Origin of the sequence: Burkholderia sp. AU32262 (assembly GCF_020419985.1) — a bacterium.
Classification (GTDB): domain Bacteria; phylum Pseudomonadota; class Gammaproteobacteria; order Burkholderiales; family Burkholderiaceae; genus Burkholderia; species Burkholderia semiarida.
The window spans coordinates 29557-50440 of the sequence record NZ_JAIZRS010000036.1 but is presented as its reverse complement, the minus strand read 5'-3'; the positions used below and the strand labels follow the sequence as shown (position 1 = coordinate 50440).

Annotated in this window: 19 protein-coding genes and 1 pseudogene; 8 read left to right on the top strand and 12 right to left on the bottom strand. The window is 70.7% G+C overall.

Annotated features, from left to right (window positions below; all coding sequences use genetic code 11):
• The first annotated feature begins 17 nt into the window (after positions 1-17).
• Positions 18-1049, top strand: a complete 1032-nt coding sequence (locus LGN10_RS30215; protein ID WP_226225970.1) for a serine/threonine protein kinase — start codon at positions 18-20, stop codon at positions 1047-1049.
• A 75-nt stretch (positions 1050-1124) separates the two neighbouring features.
• On the opposite strand, the gene LGN10_RS30210 is transcribed toward LGN10_RS30215, so the two are convergent.
• Positions 1125-2567 carry a coniferyl aldehyde dehydrogenase gene (locus tag LGN10_RS30210; protein WP_226225969.1) on the bottom strand — a complete coding sequence of 481 codons (1443 nt, stop codon included), beginning with the start codon at positions 2565-2567 and terminating at the stop codon, positions 1125-1127.
• Positions 2564-3064, bottom strand: coding sequence for a hypothetical protein (locus LGN10_RS30205; protein ID WP_226225968.1), 501 nt, complete (start codon positions 3062-3064; stop codon positions 2564-2566). The genes LGN10_RS30210 and LGN10_RS30205 overlap by 4 nt, the downstream gene beginning before the upstream one ends.
• A 467-nt stretch (positions 3065-3531) precedes the next feature.
• Here LGN10_RS30205 and LGN10_RS30200 point away from each other — a divergent pair, with 467 nt between their 5' ends.
• The gene (locus tag LGN10_RS30200; RefSeq protein ID WP_226225967.1) at positions 3532-5172 is read left to right on the top strand and encodes a GMC family oxidoreductase; all 1641 of its coding nucleotides are present in this window, start codon (positions 3532-3534) and stop codon (positions 5170-5172) included.
• Between the two features lie 29 nt (positions 5173-5201).
• Here the strand turns inward: LGN10_RS30200 and LGN10_RS30195 are convergent, their stop codons facing one another.
• The 6 genes from LGN10_RS30195 to fliF are packed head-to-tail and all read right to left on the bottom strand — an operon-like array spanning position 5202 to position 12045.
• Positions 5202-6581, bottom strand: a complete 1380-nt coding sequence (locus tag LGN10_RS30195; protein ID WP_226225966.1) for a flagellar hook-length control protein FliK — start codon at positions 6579-6581, stop codon at positions 5202-5204.
• Positions 6582-6612: 31 nt separating this feature from the next.
• Positions 6613-7071, bottom strand: a complete 459-nt coding sequence (gene fliJ / locus LGN10_RS30190) for a flagellar export protein FliJ (protein ID WP_059583972.1) — start codon at positions 7069-7071, stop codon at positions 6613-6615.
• A gap of 5 nt (positions 7072-7076) precedes the next feature.
• Entirely contained in the window at positions 7077-8582 is a 1506-nt protein-coding gene (gene fliI, locus LGN10_RS30185; RefSeq protein WP_264160265.1) for a flagellar protein export ATPase FliI, read from the bottom strand.
• Positions 8583-8614: 32 nt separating this feature from the next.
• Positions 8615-9298, bottom strand: coding sequence for a flagellar assembly protein FliH (gene fliH, locus LGN10_RS30180; RefSeq protein ID WP_059583968.1), 684 nt, complete (start codon positions 9296-9298; stop codon positions 8615-8617).
• Entirely contained in the window at positions 9291-10286 is a 996-nt protein-coding gene (gene fliG, locus LGN10_RS30175) for a flagellar motor switch protein FliG (RefSeq protein WP_050014223.1), read from the bottom strand. The genes fliH and fliG overlap by 8 nt, the downstream gene beginning before the upstream one ends.
• Positions 10276-12045: a flagellar basal-body MS-ring/collar protein FliF gene (gene fliF, locus LGN10_RS30170; protein ID WP_059583966.1), complete on the bottom strand. Its 1770-nt coding sequence runs from the start codon at positions 12043-12045 to the stop codon at positions 10276-10278. The genes fliG and fliF overlap by 11 nt, the downstream gene beginning before the upstream one ends.
• A gap of 248 nt (positions 12046-12293) precedes the next feature.
• Here fliF and fliE point away from each other — a divergent pair, with 248 nt between their 5' ends.
• The 6 genes and pseudogenes from fliE to LGN10_RS30140 all read left to right on the top strand — a co-directional run bounded on the left by fliE (position 12294) and on the right by LGN10_RS30140 (position 16394).
• Positions 12294-12638, top strand: a complete 345-nt coding sequence (gene fliE, locus LGN10_RS30165) for a flagellar hook-basal body complex protein FliE (RefSeq protein WP_059583964.1) — start codon at positions 12294-12296, stop codon at positions 12636-12638.
• 197 nt (positions 12639-12835) lie between these two features.
• The gene (gene fliS / locus LGN10_RS30160) at positions 12836-13270 is read left to right on the top strand and encodes a flagellar export chaperone FliS (protein WP_059583963.1); all 435 of its coding nucleotides are present in this window, start codon (positions 12836-12838) and stop codon (positions 13268-13270) included.
• The gene (locus LGN10_RS30155) at positions 13267-13599 is read left to right on the top strand and encodes a flagellar protein FliT (protein ID WP_059583960.1); all 333 of its coding nucleotides are present in this window, start codon (positions 13267-13269) and stop codon (positions 13597-13599) included. Before fliS ends, LGN10_RS30155 begins: the two co-directional genes overlap by 4 nt.
• 132 nt (positions 13600-13731) lie before the next feature.
• A complete protein-coding gene (locus tag LGN10_RS30150; protein WP_226225965.1) occupies positions 13732-15075 on the top strand; it encodes a flagellar hook-length control protein FliK in 1344 nt (447 codons plus the stop codon).
• Positions 15075-15390: pseudogene (locus tag LGN10_RS30145) on the top strand (EscU/YscU/HrcU family type III secretion system export apparatus switch protein). The gene LGN10_RS30150 and the pseudogene LGN10_RS30145 overlap by 1 nt, the downstream one beginning before the upstream one ends.
• A 269-nt stretch (positions 15391-15659) precedes the next feature.
• The gene (locus LGN10_RS30140; protein WP_099316906.1) at positions 15660-16394 is read left to right on the top strand and encodes a PepSY-associated TM helix domain-containing protein; all 735 of its coding nucleotides are present in this window, start codon (positions 15660-15662) and stop codon (positions 16392-16394) included.
• A gap of 61 nt (positions 16395-16455) precedes the next feature.
• Here LGN10_RS30140 and LGN10_RS30135 read toward each other — a convergent pair whose 3' ends face one another.
• The 4 genes from LGN10_RS30135 to rqpS form a co-directional block, all read right to left on the bottom strand.
• Positions 16456-17481, bottom strand: a complete 1026-nt coding sequence (locus tag LGN10_RS30135; protein WP_226225963.1) for an XdhC family protein — start codon at positions 17479-17481, stop codon at positions 16456-16458.
• Between the two features lie 239 nt (positions 17482-17720).
• Positions 17721-19127, bottom strand: a complete 1407-nt coding sequence (locus tag LGN10_RS30130; protein WP_226225962.1) for an amino acid permease — start codon at positions 19125-19127, stop codon at positions 17721-17723.
• A 214-nt stretch (positions 19128-19341) separates the two neighbouring features.
• The gene (gene rqpR / locus LGN10_RS30125) at positions 19342-19998 is read right to left on the bottom strand and encodes a response regulator transcription factor RqpR (protein WP_059583947.1); all 657 of its coding nucleotides are present in this window, start codon (positions 19996-19998) and stop codon (positions 19342-19344) included.
• A gap of 7 nt (positions 19999-20005) precedes the next feature.
• A complete protein-coding gene (rqpS, locus tag LGN10_RS30120; protein WP_226225977.1) occupies positions 20006-20821 on the bottom strand; it encodes a quorum system sensor histidine kinase RqpS in 816 nt (271 codons plus the stop codon).
• Between the last annotated feature and the right edge of the window lie 63 nt (positions 20822-20884).

Genomic DNA, 20884 nt, shown 5'->3' with positions numbered 1-20884 from the left:
GTCCGGCTGGCGGCACAATGCGGGGCATGACCGACACCACTTCCGCTCCCGCTTCTCCCGCCAGCCCGCCGTTCGCCGGCCTCACGCCCGAGTGCGTGCTCGACGCGCTCGACAGCGTGCTGATGCCGGCCGGCCTGCGCACCGACGGGCGCCTGCTCGCCCTCAACAGCTACGAAAACCGCGTCTACCAGGTCGGTATCGAAGACGGCCCGCCGGTCGTCGCGAAGTTCTATCGCCCGGCGCGCTGGTCGGACGACGCGATCCTCGAAGAGCATGCGTTCGTCGCCGAACTCGCCGCGCGCGAGATTCCGGCGGTGCCCGCGCGAGCCTTCGACGGCCGCACGCTGCACGCGTTCGACGGCTTCCGCTTCTCGATCTTCGAGCGGCGCGGCGGCCGCGCACCCGATCTCGACCGCAGCGACACGCTCGAATGGCTCGGCCGCTTCATCGGCCGCATTCATGCGGTCGGCGCGACGCAGCCGTATGTCGCGCGTCCCGTGCTCGACATCGGTACGTTCGGCTACGAGCCGCGCGACTACCTGCTCGCGCACGATTTCATTCCGGATGACGTAAGGCCGGCGTACGAGACCGCGGTCGCACTCGCGCTCGAAGGCGTCGAGGCCGCGTTCGAGCGCGCGGGCGAGATCCGCCTGCTGCGCACGCACGGCGACTGTCATCCGAGCAACGTGCTGTGGACCGATGCCGGCCCGCATTTCGTCGACTTCGACGACAGCCGGATGGCGCCGGCCGTTCAGGATCTGTGGCTGCTGCTGCCGGGCGATCGCGAAGGCGCGTCGCGCGCGCTGGCGGACCTGCTCGCCGGCTACGAGGATTTCTGCGAATTCGACCCGCGCGAGCTGCATCTGGTCGAAGCGCTGCGGACGCTGCGGCTGATCCACTACGCGGCGTGGCTCGCGCGGCGCTGGGACGACCCGGCGTTTCCGGCCGCGTTCCCGTGGTTCAACACGCATCGTTACTGGGAAGCGCGCGTGCTCGAATTGCGCGAGCAGATCGGCGCGATGCAGGAAGGGCCGCTCTGGCCCGTGTGATGGACGACGGCTGCGTGCGCGGCATCCCATGCCGTGCGGCAAGGGCCGCGGCGCGACGCGCGCGGCCCGTCTACCTCAGAACTTCAGCATCAGCTTGATCAGCGCGGCGAAGCGCTTGCCGTATGGCGGCGCGAGCAGGTTGCGCGCGTTCAGCCGCGCCTGCGTGAGCACGGGCTTCATCTTCGAGAACGTCACGAAGCCGTCGTAGCCGTGATACGCGCCCATGCCGCTCGCGCCGACGCCGCCGAACGGCAAGCTGCCGCACGCGATGTGCATCAGCGTTTCGTTGACCGTTACGCCGCCGGAGATCGTTTCGTGCATCACGCGGTCGATCGTGCCGCCATCCTCGTCGAACAGGTACAGCGCAAGCGGACGCGGGCGCGCGTTGACGTATGCGATCGCTTCGTCGAGCCGTTCGTACGGCACGAGCGGCAGCAGCGGCCCGAAGATTTCCTCCTGCATCAGTTGCGATGCGGCCGGCACCCGCGTGAGCGCGCACGGCACGAAGCGGCGCGACACGGGATCGGACTGCGCGTCGGACAGCGGATGCAACTGCGCGCCGCCCGCCTGCGCGTCGCTCGCGAGTTGCTGCAGGCGTGCGTAGTGGCGCGGCGACACGATCGTCGTGTAGTCGCCGTTGGCCGACAGATCCGGATACAGCTTCGCGAAGCGGGTTCGCGCGCGTTCGATGAACGCGCCTTCCATCCCGCGCGGCAGCAGCACGTAGTCGGGCGCGATGCAGGTCTGGCCGGCGTTCAGCGTCTTGCCGGCGACGATCGCGTCGACGGCCGCGTCGAAGCGCGCATTCGGGCCGATGATCGCCGGCGACTTGCCGCCGAGCTCGAGCGTGACGGGCGTGAGGTTGTCGGCGGCCGCGCGCATCACGTGGCGGCCGACCTGCGTGGAGCCGGTAAACAGCAGATGGTCGAACGGCAGCGCGCTGAATGCGGCGCCGACCTCCGCGTCGCCGTTGACGACCGCGACGTGGTCGCGCGTGAAGGTCTTGCCGATGAGCTGCTCGAACAGCGCCGACGTGCGCGGCGTCAGTTCGGACATCTTGATGATCGCGCGGTTGCCGGCGGCGAGCGCGCAGATCAGCGGGCCGGCCGCGAGCAGCACCGGGTAGTTCCACGGCACGACGATGCCGACCACGCCGAGCGGCTGCGGCACGACCTTCGCGCGCGCCGGGCGCAGCCATTTGTTCATCGGCTTGCGGATCGGCTTCATCCAGCGCTTGCCGTGCTTCAGCGCGTCGTCGATCTCTTCCTTCGCCATCCAGATTTCCGACAGCAGCACTTCCTGCTTTGCGCGATGGCCGAAATCGGCGCTGATCGCGTCGGCGAGCGCATCCGCGTGGTCGATCAGCATCGTGCGCAGCGCGCGCAGGTGCTGCGCACGCGTGTCCCACGCCGGGTACGGTGCGCGCAGGTACGCCGCGCGCTGGTCGTGCAGCAGCGACGTCAGCGCATCGACCGACGGGCGTGCTTGCGGAGCCAGTTCGGGCAGGTCGTTCTTCATGTCGTCTCCTCCAGTTGGGCCTGGCTGGTCGGCCGGCCGTCACGCCTCACGCTCGGCGAGCGCGGCGACGCGGATCGGGTGATGCGTGTCGCGCGGCACGGGGCCGGATGCGACGGGTGCTCGAAAACCGGTTGATGCATGCGGCCGGCGTCGTATCCGCGCGACGGTGTCCGTGTCCGAAAGTCGTGCCGCACGGCACGCGCGCACGGCCCGATGCGGTGACGCGCGGGCACGCGACGCCGTCTTGCGAGCGTGTGCCGGTGCACCGCGGCAGCGTCGCGCGACGGGGCCGTGACGGCGTGTCGCCGCGCATCGTGCGACGGCGCCGAGACACCGTCCAAACGGTCGGCGACGACACGCGCCGTTCGATTTCGACCGAGGGCGCGCATCACGCCGCGCAGCGTCGCGCGGGCCGCCGTTTGAAATGAAATGCGGGCCGCGCGCTTGACCTCTGGATCACCCGGTCGGCACGCGGCCTGCAGGATCTGGCGCTGCATCGTCATTCCTCCCGTTTCGCGACGAATCGGCTTCTCGTGGCCGGTGCATCGCGCGAAGCGCATCGACACATCTTAAATTTAGTTCACGCGGGCGTTTAGAGGAATCGCTCTTGAATCGGCGCGCCGCGCACGGGACGGCCATTCCTACAATGCCCCGAGGGTCTGTTTGCAGATGGAACACGCATGCGTTGCCGCGAGAACGGCCGCTCGCGGCGTCGCGCGCCTCGCGAGCGGCCGTTCTCGTGGCAACTCCAAATTAAAAAAATCATGTCACGGGAATGCCCGAAATCGCCCATCCCCCAAGGGGACTTCCTTCGGGGCGTATGGCGGCGTCGCTCGTCGCTCCTTGCCCTACGAGCGATTTCGGGCATTCGCATGCGTGCTCCATCTGCAAACAGACCCTCCAAAGAGGAGACACGGTCGCGCGGCAGTGCCGGGCGACCTCCATGACACGACGGAGACGTGACATGCAATACGACTACATCATCGTGGGCGGAGGTTCGGGCGGAGCGAGCCTTGCCGGCCGTCTCGCCGATGCCTGCCCCGATGCGACGATCGCGCTGATCGAGGCCGGCTCGCATACGGAGCGCAACCTGCTCGTCAACATGCCGGTCGGCATCGCGGCGCTGGTGCCGTTCAAGCTCGGCACGAACTACGGCTACGAGACGGTGCCGCAGCCGGGCCTCGGCGGGCGGCGCGGTTACCAGCCGCGCGGGCGCGGGATGGGCGGCTCGAGCGCGATCAACGCGATGATCTATACGCGCGGCCACCCGGGCGACTACGACGAGTGGGCGCAACTGGGCGCGACGGGCTGGGGCTGGCAGGACGTGCTGCCGTATTTCCGCCGCGCGGAAGGCAACGAGCGCGGCGCGGATGCATGGCACGGCGCGGACGGCCCGCTCACGGTGTCGGATCTGCGCTTTCGCAATCCGTTCTCCGAACGATTCATCCAGGCCGCGCATGCGGCCGGCTATCCGCTGAACGACGATTTCAACGGCGCGACGCAGGAAGGCGTCGGCTTCTATCAGGTCACGCATCGCGACGGCGCGCGCTGCAGCGTGGCGCGCGCGTATATCTACGGCCGCAACCGGCCGAACCTGCACGTGATCACCGATGCGACGGTGCTGCGCGTCGGCTTCGACGGCAAGCGCGCGGTCGGCGTCGTCGTGTCGCGCAACGGGCGGGTCGAGACGCTCGGCGCGCGCGCGGAAGTGATCCTGTCGGCCGGCGCGTTCAATTCGCCGCAACTGCTGATGTGTTCGGGGATCGGCCCGGCCGAGCAGTTGCGCCGGCACGGGATCGCGGTCGTGCACGATGCGCCGGACGTCGGCGCGAACCTGATCGACCACATCGACTTCATCATCAACACGCGCGTGAATTCGTCGGAGCTGGTCGGCGTGTGCCTGCGCGGCATCGCGAAGATGACGCCGGCGCTCGTGCGCTATTTCTCGCGCCGCACGGGGATGATGACGAGCAACGTCGCGGAGGCCGGCGGCTTCATCAAGAGCGACCCGTCGCTCGAGCGTCCCGACCTGCAACTGCATTTCTGCACGGCGCTCGTCGACGATCACAACCGCAAGATGCACTGGGGCTTCGGCTATTCGCTGCACGTGTGCGCACTGCGGCCGTTCAGCCGCGGCACGGTCGCGCTCGCGAGCGGCGATGCGCGCGATGCGCCGCTGATCGATCCGCGCTTCTTCAGCGATTCACGCGACCTCGACCTGCTGGTGCGCGGCACGCAGGCGATGCGCCGCATCCTGTCGCAGGCGCCGCTGGCGTCGCAGGGCGGGCGCGAGCTGTACACGCGGCCGGACCAGAGCGAAGCGGAGCTGCGCGCGACGATCGTCGCGCATGCGGACACGATCTATCACCCGGTCGGCACCTGCCGGATGGGCTCGGATGCGCGCGCGGTCGTCGATCCGCAACTGCGCGTGCGCGGCGTCGACGGATTGCGCGTGGTGGATGCGTCGGTGATGCCGACGCTGGTCGGCGGGAACACGAATGCGCCGTCGGTGATGATCGGCGAACGCGCGGCGGACTTCATCGCCGCGGCGCGCAAGGGCGGCGTGCCGCGCGGCGAGGCGGCCGCGGCGGTGCACGGTTGCTAGACGCGGCGCGCGCACGGCAGCGACCATGCTCAGGCAAACGTATCGACGAGGCCGGCGCGGCTCACGGGTGCGGCGACCGGTGCGGATCGCGCGGCGTCGACGGGTGCATCGACGGCTGACGGTCCGCCGTTCCCGCGTCGCGACGGCTGGCCGCCGGCGAAGGTCTGCTGCGGGTTTTGCTGCTGTTGCTGCGACGCGAGGCCGCCGTCGCTGACGGTCGCGCTGCCGAGCCCGAGCCCGCCCGCTTCCATCGCCTCGCGCAGCTTCGGCAGCGCGGCTTCGACCGCGTCGCGCACCTGCGCGTGCTGCGACACGAACAGCGCGTGCGCGTGATTGTCCGCGACGCGCAGCACGACCTGCAGTGGCCCGAGATCGGGCGGGTTGAGCGTCAGCTCGGCGCTCTGCTGGTGCGCATTCGACAGGAACACGACCTTCTGGCTCAGCGCATCCGTCCAGTCGGCCGTGCCGACGTGCGGCGCGAGCGCGTGCGCGTTCGCGGCGGCGATCGCACCGGCAGCCGGCGACAGTTGCAGGTTCGCCTGCGCGCCGGCGGTGGCCGCCGCGCCTGCCGCGAGCGTCGCGCTGGCGGCCGGGTCGGTTGCGTTGCCGGCTGCCGCGAGCGCGTGCTGTGCGCCGGATTGCGCGTTCGCGTCGGCCTGCAGCGTCTGCGGCGTGACCTGGGCCGGCGCCTGCTGGGTGGCGAGCGCGCCTTTCGCGTCGGCGAGCGTACGGTCGAAGGTCGGCACTTTCGGCGTGAGCGGCGCGGCGGCGTTCGACGTGGTCGCGGCCGGCGCCGTCGGCGTGGCGGCGGCGCTCGTGCCGGTCGCAGGCATCGCAATCGCGTTCGCACCACCCGTCAGCTTGGCGAGCGCCGCTTGCAGCGCGTCGCGGCTCGATGCCGGGTCGGTTGGCAGGGCGGCTGCGTCCTGGGTCGCATGGTCGGCGAGCGTGGCCGCGGCGTCCGGCTGGCCCGGCATGGCCGTCTTTTGCGCGGCGGCAGCGCCAGCCGCCGCGGCGGCGGTCGTCGCGTCGGCCGGCGTCGCGGTGTCCGGACGCGCCTGCAGTTGCGCCTGCACGGCCGCGGCAGCCGCGAGCGCGGCGGCATCGGGGTTGGCGGTGGCGGTGGCGTTCGCGGCCGTGGCGTCGGTTGCGTCGTCGTCCTCCGTGCCGGACGGCTTCGCACCGGCGGCCGGCTTCGACGCAGCCTGTTTGGCCGGCACGTCCGGCGTACCGGTGCTGGGCGTGTCGCCGCGCGTGGTGACGCTTTGCTTCAGCGTCTGCGCGAACGGCACGGCGCTCGCGGCAGCCGACGCATCGTTGGCAGTGGCGGACGCGCCCGGGCCGCGGGTGGCCTTGAGTGCGGCGCCGGCGGTGTCGAGCAGCGCGCCGAGCAGGGGCAGGGGAGGCATGACGGTTCTCTCGTTCGAATGCGGTGGTCGGTTACGACGAGCGGGCCGCGTCGGCCCGCATGCGCAGGATCTTCGCGGCATGTTCGTCGGCGTCGCGCTGTTCGCGCCGGGCGTCGCGCTTCGCTTCCTGCGCGACGCCGCGCGCCTGCAGGATTTCATACGAGCCGACGGTCCGTTTCTTCTGCTGCCAGTTCGGGCGCGCCTCGTCGATGCGGACGTCGGCCGCGGCGAGCACGGTGCGCTGCTGCGCGATCGCCGCATCGAGCGTGTCGATGAACGCCTGGAAATTGCGCCAGTTGCCGGCCGGCATCCCGCTCTGCGCGGATTGCGCGAAGCGCGCGTGATATTCGTCGCGGTAGCGCAGCAGCGCGTCGAGCTGTTCGGCCGCCGCGGTGCGGTCGCGCTGCGCGGTGCCGAGCTGCTTCGCGGCCGAGTCGAGGTCTTCCTGCGCACGGTCGAGCAGCAACTGAAGGGGAAAGCCGTGGGCCATCGGGATCAGCCTCCGTAAGCGTCGAACAGCGCATCGAGCGCGGTGAGGCTCGATGCGAACGGCGCGCATTCGCGAAAGCCCTGCTGCAGGAAGGCCTCGATGCGCGGGTAAAGCGCGATCGCGCGGTCGAGCTGCGCGTCGCGGCCGGGTGCGTAGGCGCCGACCGCGATCAGGTCGCGATTGCGCTGGTAGCGCGACAGCATCTGCTTGAACTGCCGCACGTGGTCGAGATGCGTTTCGTCGATCAGCGCGGTCATCGCGCGGCTGATCGACGCCTCGATGTCGATTGCCGGATAGTGGCCGGCCTCGGCGAGCGCGCGCGACAGCACGATGTGGCCGTCGAGGATCGCGCGCGCCGAATCGGCGATCGGGTCCTGCTGGTCGTCGCCTTCGGTCAGCACCGTGTAGAACGCGGTGATCGAGCCGCCGCCTTCGGGCCCGTTGCCGGTGCGCTCGACGAGCGCGGGCAGCTTCGCGAACACCGACGGCGGATAGCCCTTCGTCGCGGGCGGCTCGCCGATCGCCAGCGCGATCTCGCGCTGCGCCATCGCGTAGCGCGTCAGCGAATCCATCAGCAGCAGCACGTGCTTGCCCTGGTCGCGGAAGTACTCGGCGAGCGACGTCGCGTACGCAGCGCCCTGCATCCGCAGCAGCGGCGACACGTCGGCCGGCGCGGCGACGACGACCGAGCGCGCGAGCCCGTCCTCGCCGAGGATCTGTTCGATGAATTCCTTCACTTCGCGGCCGCGTTCGCCGATCAGCCCGATCACGATCACTTCCGCGCTCGTGTAGCGCGCCATCGTGCCGAGCAGCACCGACTTGCCGACGCCGGAGCCGGCGAACAGGCCCATCCGCTGGCCGCGGCCGACGGTGAGCAGCGCGTTGATCGCGCGCACGCCGACGTCGAGCACATGGTGGATCGGCTCGCGATCGAGCGGGTTGATCGACGGCGCCGACAGCGGCGCGTCGACTTTCGACGCGAGCGGGCCGAGGCCGTCGAGCGGGCGGCCCGATGCGTCGACGACGCGCCCGAGCATTTCCCAGCCGACCGGCAGCCGCTTCGCGCCCGCGAGCGGATCGGCGACGGGCGCGGCCTCGAGCGGCCACACGCGCGCGCCGGGCAGCACGCCGGCGACGTCGGTGGTCGGCATCAGGAACAGGCGGTCGCCGGCGAAGCCGACGACTTCGGCTTGCGCGTGCGGCAGCGTGCTGCCGGGCGGCAGTTCGATCGTGCATTCGGCGCCGACCGACAGGCGCAGCCCGATCGCCTCCAGCACGAGGCCGGCCGCGCGCGTGAGGCGGCCGCACGGCCGCAGCGGCAGCGCGCGGTGGCTGCGCGCGGCGAGCCCGTTCAGGTGCGTGCGCCAGTGCGCGAGGTGCGGATTGTGCGGCGCGCGCGGGGCGGCGCCGGCGGCCTCGGATGCCGCGTGCGGCGAGGCGTCGAATGCGGGATCGTGCGGGGCAGCCGGCCCGAACGACGCGAGCGCGAGCTCGCGTTCGAGCGGCGTCATGCCGTCGTGCGCGAGCGCGTCGGGCGAGCGCGTCACCACGTGCTCACCTTGCCGATCGCGGCGGCGACGCGCTGCCAGCGCGTGGGCAGCGTCGCGTCGACCTCGCCGGTCGCGGCGTGCGCGCGGCAGCCGCCGCGCTCGATCGACGCGTCGGTGCGCACGTTCCAGCCGAGCGTGTCGAGGTCGTCCTGCAGATACGCCTCGACGACGGGCAGGTCGGCCGGATTCACCGCGAGATGCGGCGCGCCGGCGAGCGCCGGTTCGGCCGCGAGCACGTCGCGCACGGCGGCGACCAGCGCGGCCGGGTCGTGCTTCACGTGCTGGCGCACGACCTGCTGCGCGATGTCGAGGGCGAGCTGCGCGAGGTCGGATGCGAGATCGTGTTCGACGGCCGAGACGGCTTCGCGAAACGACGCGGCGAGCGCCGCCAGTTGCGCGGCCTGCTCGCGCGCTTCGGCCTGGCCGGCCTCGAAACCCTGTTCGCGGCCCTGTTCGAAACCGGCCTGGTAGCCGCGCGCCTGGCCTTCGACGTGGCCGGCCGCATGGCCTTCGGCGTGCGCGGCGTCGCGCACGCGCTGCAACTCCTCGGCGAGCGCGGCCGCAGCGGCCGCCGCGTCGTCGGGCGGCGGCGGGGGCGGCGGCGGGTCGAACGACGCCATCTCCCACCGCTGGTACGCGGTGAGGGTGCCCACGCGATCGCTCGCCGAATCAGACATAGGCGTCTTCCGCCTTGCCGCCGATCGCGATCGCGCCGCTCTCGGCGAGGTTGCGCACGATCTGCAGGATGCGGCGCTGCTGCGTCTCGACGTCGGACACGCGTACCGGGCCGCGCGCGTCGAGATCCTCGGCGAGCAGTTCGGCCGCGCGCTGCGACATGTTCGCGAGGAACTTCTGGCGCAGCGCGGGCGGCGCGCCCTTGAGCGCGATGATCAGCGTTTCGGACTCGACTTCCTTGAGGATCATCTGGATCGCGCGATCCTCGAGGTCGAGCAGGTTCTCGAACACGAACATCTGGTCGATGATCTTCTGCGCGAGATCGGCGTCGTACTGGCGCACGCTTTCGAGTACGCCTTCCTCGTGCACGCTCGTCATGAAGTTCAGGATCTCGGCCGCGGTGCGGATGCCGCCCATCGGGCTGCGCTTCAGGTTGTCGCTGCCGGACAGCAGGCCGGTGAGCACGTCGTCGAGCTCGCGCAGCGCGGCCGGCTGGATGCCGTCGAGCGTCGCGATCCGCAGCAGCACGTCGTTACGCAGCCGTTCGGTGAAGCACGACGCGATTTCCGACGCCTGGTCGCGGTCGAGGTGCACGAGGATCGTCGCGATGATCTGCGGATGCTCGTTCTTGATCAGTTCGGCCACCGCGGCCGAATCCATCCATTTGAGGCCCTCGATGCCGCTCGTGTCGCTACCCTGCAGGATGCGGTCGATCAGCACGCCGGCCTTGTCCTCGCCGAGCGCCTTCGTCAGCACCGAGCGGATGTACTCGTTCGAATCGAGCGACAGCGCGGTGTGCTGCTCGGCTTCCTTCACGAACTCCTGCAGCACGTCCTCGACCTGCTCGCGCGTGACGTTCTTCAGCGCGGCCATCGCCACGCCGATCTTCTGAACCTCGCGCGGCGCGAGGAACTTGAATACCTGCGCGGCCTCTTCCTCGCCGATCGACATCAGCAGCAGCGCGCTCTTGGTCAAGCCTTCAGCGTTCATCGGACACCCAGTTCTTCACGACGGTGGCGACGATCTTCGGATCCTGGCGGGCGATCGTGCGCGCGTAGTCGAGGTTGCGTTCGTAGCGGTTCTTCTCGTTTTCGAAGCCGAGCAGCAGCGGATCGGCTTCCTCCGCCGCCTTCTCCGGCGCGGGCAGGCCGTCGAGCGCGACCGTGTCCTCCGGCGCCGCGAGCGCCGGCGCGGCCGGCTCGGGCGGCGGGAACGCGCGGCGCATCGCCGGGCGCACGAACATGAAGTAGAGCGCCGCCGCGGCCGCCGCGATGCCGAGCCACTTCGCGGCTTCCTTCGCCATCGCGATCACGTCGGGCTGGCGCCACCACGGCAGGTCGGCGTACGGGTCGCTCACGGTCGAGAACGCGCTGTTCACGACGTTCACCGAGTCGCCGCGCTTCGCGTCGTAACCCATCGCGTCCTTCACGAGCTGTTCGACCTGCGCGAGCTTCGCGGGCGGCAGCGGCTGCATCGTCACGTGGCCCTTCGCGTCGGCCACCGGCTGGTAGTTGACGACGACCGCCACCGACAGCCGCTTCACGCTGCCCATCGGCTGTTCGGTATGGCGGATCGTCTTGTCGAGCTCGTAGTTGGTCGTCTGGTCCTTGCGGTCGCTGACCGGCGTGGTCTGCGGCGCGTTCTGGCCGTTGCCGGCGACGATCGGCGCGGAGGCCGGCTGCGGCGGCGTGTTCGACAGCGCGCCCGGCACGCCCGACGCGCCGCCCTGCGCGAGTTCGGTCGCGCTGCTGGTCTGCTGGCTGCGGATCGCGGCCTGCTGCGGCGTGCCGTTCGGGCCGTAGCTTTCCGAGGTCTGCTCGATCTTCGAGAAATCGAGATCCGCGCTGACCTGCGAGCGCGCGTTGCCGGCGCCGAAGATCGGCGCGAGGATCGCGTCGATGCGCTTCTGCGTGTTGTGCTCGACCTGCTGCACGTACTTGAGCTGGCTCGCGTCGAGGCCGGAAGCGGATGCGGTCTGGGTCAGCAGGTTGCCGTCCTGGTCGACGATCGTCACGTTCTTGGCCGGCATGTCGGGCACGCCGGACGACACCATCCGCGTGATCGCCTGCACCTGGCCCTCGTCGAGCACGCGGCCCGGGTAGAGGTCGACGAACACCGACGCGCTCGGCGCTTCCTTGTCGCGCACGAACACCGACGGCTTCGGAATCGCGAGATGCACGCGCGCGCCGCGCACGGCATTGATCGATTCGATGGTGCGCTGCAGCTCGCCTTCGAGCGCGCGCTGGTAGTTGATCTGCTCGGCGAACTGGCTGATGCCGAATTTCTGGTTGTCCATCAGCTCGAAGCCGACCGAGCCGCCCTTGGGCAGCCCCATCGCGGCGAGCTTCAGGCGCGTCTCGTGCACCTGGCTCGACGGCACGAGGATCGCGCCGCCGGCATCGGCGAACTTGTAGGGAACGTTTGCCTGCTGGAGCGCGGCGATGATCGCGCCGCCGTCGCGGTCCGACAGGTTGCTGTACAGCACGCGGTAGTCGGGCGCCCGGCTCCATAGCACGAGCGCGGTGATCGCGGCGATCGCGAACGCGACGGCGATCACGAACGGCAGCTTCGGGTTGCCCTTCATCCGCGAGATGCCGGGAATGCGTTCCGCGAAGCCGCCAAGCCCGAAGTCCGCGCCTGCGCCTGCGCCGCCCGCGCCCGGCAACGCGGCGGCCGCGGCGGCGCCGGGCACCGGGCTGAGGCCCGCGCGGGCGTCTGGGTTGATCAGCGAGTTGGCCTGCGAATCCATGCGTCGAGTTTCTCCGGAGCGGGACGACTGAGCTCGCTCGGACGAGCGGGCGGACAATGACACGATGCGATTATCGGGACCCGCGGCGCACTCCGATCGACCGAAAAGAGCGGGGTTTCCCCCGTACTTTCGCGGCTTTGACGCGCACCGCGCTGCTATCCTTTGTCGCGATCCGGCATGGTGCGCGTGGTGCGGCGCCAGCGGGTCGCCCGGTGTGTCCGGGTCTCTTCTCTATGTCTGGGGACAGCATGACTGCGAACGTCAGCGGAATCGGTTCGGTGTTGCAACAGATGCAGTCGATGGCCGCGCAGGCGTCCGGCGGCGTCGCGAGCCCGACGGCGGCGCTGGCCGGCGCGGGCGCGGCGACGGCCGGCACGTTCGCGAGCGCGATGAAGGCATCGCTCGACAAGATCAGCGGCGACCAGCAGCACGCGCTCGGCGAGGCGAAGGCGTTCGAGGTCGGCGCGCCGAACATCTCGCTGAACGACGTGATGGTCGACATGCAGAAGGCCAATATCGGCTTCCAGTTCGGGCTCCAGGTCCGCAACAAGTTGGTGAGCGCTTACAACGACATCATGCAGATGGCGGTGTGACGGCCATCCGGGGACGGCCGTCCGGCGACGGCTCGGGGCTTGCCGGGTGAGGCGGGCGGCCGGCATCGCTTGCCCGACGGCAGCCTCCGCGCACCTAAAGCTTTTCAAATCCCTTCCGATAACTCCGGTGAAGGCCGTCCCGTGCAACGCACGGCCGCGGCTCCTGACTAGCCAACGCAAATAACAAGGAGAAGCGCATGTTTTCCCCAGGACACGCTGGAGCCAATGCGTACGCGCGTGTCGGCGTCGAGACGGGGGTGATGGGCGCCTCCCCGCACCGGCTGATCGCGATGCTGTACCAGGGCGCACGGCAGGCGATCGCACTGGCGCGCATGCATTTGCAGCAGGACAACGTGTCCGGGCGCGGCGAGGCGATCGGCAAGGCGATCCGGATCGTCGAGAGCGGCCTGCAGGCGTCGCTGAACCGCGACGCGGGCGGCCAGATCGCCGACCGGCTCGATGCGCTGTATGCGTATATCGGCCGGCGCCTGCTCGAAGCGAACACGCAGGCGAGCGACGCGATGCTGGTCGAGGTCGACCGCCTGCTCGCGACGCTCGAGGAAGCATGGACGGGCATCGCCCCGGAAGTCGCGCGGATGGCCGCGCAACAGGTAGCGGAAGCATCACGATGAATCACAAGGCCGAATACTTCGCGCGTTACGAGGCGCTCGCCGCCGTGTCGGGCCGGATGCTGTGCGCCGCGCGCGACGCCGACTGGAGCGCGTTGCCGGAGTTGCAGGCCGAATTCATGCAACTCGTCGACGGGTTGAAGGAGGCCGATCCGGGCGTCGCGCTCGACGAGTCGGATCTCGGCCGCAAGCTCGACCTGATCCGGCGCATCCTGGCCGACGACGCCGCGATCCGCGATCTCGCGAGTCCCGACGTCGCGCGGCTGTCCGCGCTGTTCGAGGCGCGGCGCTCGACCCAGGTATTGACCGATCTGTACCGCGCGCGCGGGTAGGGCCGTGGTCCGGAGGCGGGTGCGGGGCGCCCGGGCCCGGCGCCGCACGCGGCGCGTGCCGGTCCCGCGGGCGGCACCGGCGTGCCGCGCCCCGATTCGCAACGATGTGGCTGATATAGGCAGGCTTCGATCATGACCGGTATCGACTCCGTTGCGGCCGCGCTGCTGGCGAGCCGCCTCGACAGCCTGCTGACCGGCACCGTATCGGCGCCGGCGGGCGGCGGCGCGGCCTCGCAGGTCGGCACGCCCGGCGCCGGCGCGTCGTCCCCGCCGCCGGCCGGCAGCCCGAGCGCCGCGCCGCCGGCTTCCACGCAGACCGCGCTGTCCGACGTCGGGCGCGTGCTCGACGCGATCTCGCGCTCGGGCGGCGACGCGACGCCGGCGATCGTCGGCCGGCTGCCGCTGCTCGCCGATCCCGCCGTGCTGCTCACCGGGACGCCCGTGCCGGCGCGCGCGCCGGCTGCGTCCGGTCCCGCTGCGTCTTCCACGCCGGCTTCCGCTGAAGCGTCGTCCACGGCAGCGACGCGCGATGCGGCCGCGCCGCCGCCGGTCGCGGCGTTGCGGGCGGCGTTGGCGCAGGCCGTGAGCGAAAGCGGCCTCTTCTACGAATCCCATCTCGCGCAATGGCTGGCCGGCCAGCGGCCGCTCGCGGCACTGATGCGCGAGCCGCAGGCGCGCCTCGCGACCGCGCCCGTGCCGGCCGACCCGGAAGCCGTCCCGCGCGAGCCGACCGACGTGCTCGACGAATTGCTCGCACCGCGCCCGCCGCTGCCCGCCGCCGCGCGGGCCACCGCGCAACCGCCGGCCCAGGGCGGCGCGCCTGCACGCGACCCCGCCCAGGCCGCGCCGGCGGCGGCCCGGCCGGGCGCATCGTCGCCGCCCGACGCCGCCGATCCGCTGGCCGCGCACGCCGATACCCACTGGACGCCCGCGCGTGCCGGGCTGGCCGCCGCATCGTCCGACCCGCAGGCGCAGCCGCTCGCGCCCGTGCACCCGGCCGCCGTGCCGCTCGTTCGGCAGCAGCTCGATGCGCTCGCGACCGACCAGTTTCGCTGGACCGGCGAGGCGTGGCCCGGCGCGCGGCTCGACTGGACGATCGAACCCGACGAGCCGGGCCACCGTGCACCGCGCGGCGGCGGTGACGACGACACGGGCGACGGCATCGCGTGGCGCACGCGCCTGACGCTGACGCTGCCGTCGCTCGGCACGGTGGACGCCGAGCTGGTGCTGAACGGCGCACAGCTCGTCGCGCGGCTGCGCGCGAACCAGACGGGCGCCGACCGCCTCACGCGCAACGAAGCCGCGCTGCGGCAGCGGCTCGAGGGTTCGGGGCTCAAGGTGGGCGGGCTGTCGATTCGCGCGGTCGACGACGGGCCGGACGGCTTCGACCTCTTTGCCGCCCAGGCCGCCGCCGCCGCGTACGCGCGCGGCGCGGCCGACGTGCGGGTGCCGGGCGACGACGACGAGGCGCTGTGATGAGCATGACGTCCCGCAAGCGCGCGGCCGCGCTCGTCTACGACCCGAAAGGCGGCGACGCGGCGCCTCGGGTGGTCGCGAAGGGCTACGGCCTGCTCGCCGAGATGATCGTCGCGCGCGCACGATGCGGGGCTCTACGTGCATACGGCGCCGGAGATGGTGTCGCTGCTGATGCAGGTCGATCTCGACGACCGGATCCCGCCGCAGCTCTATCAGGCGGTCGCCGATCTGCTCGCGTGGCTGTACGCGCTCGATCGCACCGAGCCCGCGCCGGACGCGGCCGCGCCGCGCTTCCCGCTGCCGCCGTTGCGCTGAACGGCCTGCCGTCGCGCGGCTTCTTGCGACATGCGGCTCGTGGTCGGCGGGATCATTCCGCCGGCATCGTGCGCCGATCGATTGGCTTCGTGCTGCAACGGACGCCTTTCTTTCGCGTTCCGGCGCGCATGGAACCCGCCGTTCCGCACGCGCACGGATTGAGCCGGCTTTTGATTTATGTAATGATATCCATTCTCATTTTCATGCTGCCCGGGCGGTGCGCACTTCCTGCGCGCCGCCCGTTGTTTTGAACGAATGGAACCTTTCGCGTGAACGCGCCCGAAACGATCGACCCGCCCAAGACGGGCATGCCGCGCGCCGGCGTCACCATGCTGCACCCGGCGGGCCGCCCGCTGAGCGACGACGAACTGGCCGCGCGCCGCCAGCGCTCGCGCCGCGCGACCTTCATCAAGTGGCTGCGCAAGGTGCACGGCTGGGTCGGGCTGTGGGGCGCGGTGCTCGGGCTGCTGTTCGGGGTGACCGGCGTGGTGCTGAATCACCGCGCGCCGCCGCTGAAGATTCCGACCGGCGAGCCGCAGGTCGAGGAGATGCAGGTCGCGCTGCCGGATCCGGTGCCGAAGACGCCCGCCGCGATGACGAAGTGGCTGCAGCAGGAACTGCATTTCGACGGCAAGCCCGGCCGCATGCGCAAGGAGCCGGCGCAGGCCGTCGCGTGGGGCGACAAGCGCGTGATGCAGCCCGAGCACTGGCAATTCGGCGTATTCGGGCCGCACCAGAACCTGCAGGCCGAGTACTGGGTCGGCAACGGCTACGTGTCGGTGAAACGCACGGGCAACACGTTCCTGACGACGCTGAACAACCTGCATCGCGGCGTCGGGATGAACCTCGGCTGGGTGCTGCTGATGGATACGATCGCAGGTTCGTTGATCCTGCTGTCGCTGACGGGCGTGCTGCTGTGGACCGAGCTGAACAAGCGCCGCACGGTCGGCGTCGTGCTGGTGGTCGGTTCGGTTGCCGCCGCGCTGGCCGCCGGCCTGACCTGATCGGCGGTGGCGCCGGCCGGCGCCGGCGCCCGGCGCGAGCACGGCCGCCCGCCGCCGCGGGTCAGAGGCCGCAGGCCGCGCCACTGTTCGCCGCGATTTCGCGCGCGGCCTTCGCGCCTTCGACCTGCAGGATCGTCGGCAGCGACACGTTGTTCTTCGCGGCGGTGATCTCGGCCAGGATCGAGATCGCGATTTCCGGCGGCGTCCGGCTGCCGATGTAGATGCCGGCCGGCCCATGCAGCCGGGCCAGTTCCGCTTCGCTCAGGTCGAATTCGCGCAGCCGCTCGCGCCGCGCCGCGTTGTTGCGCCGCGAGCCGAGCGCGCCCACGTAGAACGCGGGCGTCTTCAGCGCCTCCATCAGTGCGAGATCGTCGAGCTTCGGGTCGTGCGTGAGCGCGATCACGGCCGAACGCGCATCGAGCTTCATGTCGAGCACCGTGTCGTCGGGCATCGAGTGCACGACGCGCGTGCCCGGCACGTCCCACGCATCCGTGTACTCGTCGCGCGGATCGCACACCGTCACCTGGTAGTCGAGCCCGACCGCGATCTGGCACAGATAGCGCGACAACTGGCCGGCGCCGATCACGAGCATCCGGTAGCGCGGCCCGTGGATCGTCACGAGCCGTTCGCCGTCGAACGCGAGCCCGTCGGTCGCCTGCGCGGGCGACAGCGACGCGCGGCCGGTCGCGAGCGTCATCGTGCGCGTGACGAGGTGGCCGGCCTCGACCTGCGCGCACAGCGCGGCGATCCCGCTGTCGCGCGTGAGCGGTTCGAGCACCAGCTGGATCGTGCCGCCGCACGGCAGCCCGAAGCGGTGCGCTTCCTCGGCGGTCACGCCGTACTTGAGCGCTTCCGGGCGCGCATCGGCCGCGATGCCGCTCGCATGCACGCGGGCGATCAGGTCGTCCTCGATGCATCCGCCGGACACGGAGCCGACCACGAGGCCGTCCTCGCGCACCGCGAGCATCGCGCCTTCGGGGCGCGGCGACGAGCCCCACGTTTTCACGACCGTCACGAGCAGCACGCGCCGCCCTTCTTCGAGCCAGCGCGCGCTGGATTTCAGTACATCGAGATCGACGCTTTCCATCGTTTTTCCTGTTGCCGGACGGCCCGCCGCGCGGCGCCGTCGTTCGATGGCGGGATTATGAACCGCCCGGCGCGCGCGTGCAGGCGGCGTGCGGCTCGCGCGGGCAAATCCGGAGGATCGGGCAAGATTTCGCGACGATCGGACAGTGATCGCGCGGGCGCCGAGGGGGCGGGAGAGAAGGGGGCGTGCGGGGCCGGTAGCGGCCCCGCGCGGGAGGCGTCATCGCGCCATGACGGCGCTCAGTGCGCGTCGGGGTGGCCGTGCGCGAGCTTCGAGTGGTGCCGCGAGTACAGGAAGTAGATCACGAGGCCGATCACGAGCCAGATGGCGAACGCGGCCCACGTGACGGCCTGCAGATTCAGCATCAGGAACAGGCACGACGCGACCGCGAGGATCGGCACCACGGGCACGCCCGGGCAGCGGAACGCGCGCGGCAGCTCGGGGTGCGTGCGGCGCAGCACGAGCACGGCGATCGACACCATCGAGAACGCCGCGAGCGTGCCGATGTTGATCGGCTCGGCGAGCACGTTGAGCGGCACGAGCGCGGCGATCAGCCCGAAGAACAGGCCGACCAGCCAGGTGGTCAGGAACGGCGTCGCAAAGCGCGGATGCACGCGCGACAGCGTGGCCGGCAGCAGCCCGTCGCGCGACATCGCGAAGATCACGCGCGTCTGGCCGTAGCTCATCACGAGGATCACGGTCAGCATGCCGAGCACCGCGCCGAGATCGATGAAGCCCGCGACCCACTTCTCGCCGGCGACCTGCAGCGCATACGAGATCGGGTGCGAGATGTTCGCGTACTCGGCCGACGGCACGATGCCGGTCGCGACCGCGGCGACCGTCACGTACAGCACCGCGCACACCGCGAGCGACGCGATGATGCCGATCGGCAGGTCGCGCTTCGGGTTCTTCACTTCCTCGGCCGCCGACGACACCGCGTCGAAGCCGATGAACGCGAAGAACATCACGGCCGCCGCGCCGAACACGCCGTTCCAGCCGTGCGGCATGAACGGTTGCCAGTTCGCGGGCGTCACGTGGAACAGGCCGACCGCGATCACGAGCAGCACGACCGACACCTTGATGAACACCATAATGTTGTTGATGCGGGTCGATTCGCGGATGCCGATCGACAACAGCGTCGTGATCACGATCATCACGAGGAACGCGGGCAGGTTGAACCACGTGGTGACGCCCGGCACCGCGCCCGGCGCGGCCGTCAGCACGGCCGGCAGCGTGAGCCCGAAGCCCTGCAGCAGCGACTGCAGATAGCCCGACCAGCCGACCGACACGGCCGACGACGCGAGGCCGTACTCGAGCATCAGGTCCCAGCCGATGATCCACGCCACCAGCTCGCCGAGCGTCGCGTACGAATACGTGTAGATCGAGCCGGCGACGGGGATCGTCGACGCGAACTCCGCGTACGACAGCGCGGCGAGGCCGCACGCGATCGCGGCGATCACGAACGACAGCATCAGCGCGGGGCCGGCCTGGACGGCGCCGGTGCCCGTCAGCACGAAGATGCCGGTGCCGATGATCGCGCCGATGCCGAGGAAGGTGAGGTCGATCGCGCCGAGCGCTTTCTTGAGCCCGGCGGCTTGCGCGCCGGCGATCATGCGATCGACGTTTTTCTTGCGGAAGAGAGACATTGCGGAGGAATCGCCGGCACGCGCGGGCAGGGCGCGCCGATTGAGTGAAAACCCGTAATTTTAGCCGATTTGGCGTGCAAGCCCTGCTGCGGTGCAGCGGCGCGCCGCGGAATCGGCCGAGAAAACAAGCGCTTGCGTGCGCAACGGGCGCGCCTGGGCGCGGCGCGGCATGCGCCGCGTCGCCGGATCGGACGAATTCGAACTGGCCGGGGGATCAGGCGCCGGCCGTGGGCGCCATGTCGACGAGCTGGTTGCTCATCACGTAGAACGTGAGTTCCGCGTTGTTCGACAGCCGCATCTTCTCGAGCAGCCGCGACCGGTACACGCTCACCGTCTTCACCGACAGCGACAGCGTGTTCGCGATATCGGTGAGCCGCTTGCCCGACGCGAGCATGCAGAGCGTCTGGTATTCGCGATCGGACAGCTTCTCGTGCGGCAGCGGCTCGTTCTCGAACGACACGTATTCGGCGAGCGCCTCGGCCATCGCGGGGCTCACGTACTTGCGGCCGGCCGCGACCTGCTGGATCGCGCCGATCATCTGCGCGGCGTTCACCGTCTTCGACAGGTAGCCGGACGCGCCTGCCTTCAGCGCGCGCACCGCGTACTGGTCCTCGCGGTACATCGAGAACATCAGCACCGGCGTGCGCGACAGCTTGCGCTTCAGGCGCTTGAGCAGCTCGATGCCGTTCGTGTCGGGCAGCGAGATGTCGAGCAGGATCACGTCGAATTCCTGCTTGTCGACGGCGGCCATCGCATCGCCGCCGTTCTCGGCCTCGGTCACGTCGCGCGCGACGCCGCGGTCGATCAGCAACTGGCGGATCCCTTGCCGGACGATCGCGTGATCGTCCACGAGCAGGATGTTCAGGCTCATCGCGGCCTCACGAAAGCGACGTGCGACGTGCCGCGACGGGCACCGCGAGCAGCGAATTCCACGCGAAGCGCGCGATGACGCGCGTGCCGCGGCCGGTTGGCGGCGTGACCGTCTCGAAGCTGCCACCGAACGCCTCGCAGCGCGCGCGCATGCCGGCGAGGCCGTAGCCGTTGCGGCGGTGCCGGGCGAAACCGGTCCCATCGTCGGTGACACTCAGCGACAGATGGGTGCCGTCGGTGACGATCCGGACGTCCACCGACGTCGCGCGGGCGTGCTTCGCGACGTTCGACAGCGCTTCCTGCGCGACGCGGAACACCGCGAGCGCACCGGCGCCGGCGATCTGCGTCAGGCGCGCGTCGGCCGCGCACACGAAGCTCGTGCGCAGGCCCGTGCGCGCCGCATGGGTGTCGATCCACGACGACAGCGCGCCGACCACGCCTGCGTCCAGCGCCGGCGTATCGCGTTCGTCGATGAGCCGGCGATTCGCGTCGGTCGCGGCGTCGAGCGCCTGCTGCGCCAGCGCCAGCGCGCGCAGGCAGCCTTCCGGCGCGTCGGCCGGCAGCCACGTTTGAACGTTTGCGAGCGCGAAGCGGGCCGCGGTCAGTTCGGCGCCGAGCCCGTCGTGCAGCTCGCCGGCCAGATGGCGGCGGGCCGCTTCGTCGGCGGCCAGAAGCTGGGCGGACAGGGCGGCGATCCGTGCGGCGGACGCGTCGCGTGTCGACGCGGCGTCGGCCATGGGCGGAGTAGCAGCGCGGCCAGGCATGCGCTGCCGTGACGGGAACGGGGCGTGGGCGCCCGAGGGCGCGTTAAGCGACGTATCCATGACTCTCCTGCTCTCAGAAAGCGGTTCAGACACCGGCTGGCTGCGTGCGCTGGCTGCCGTTTC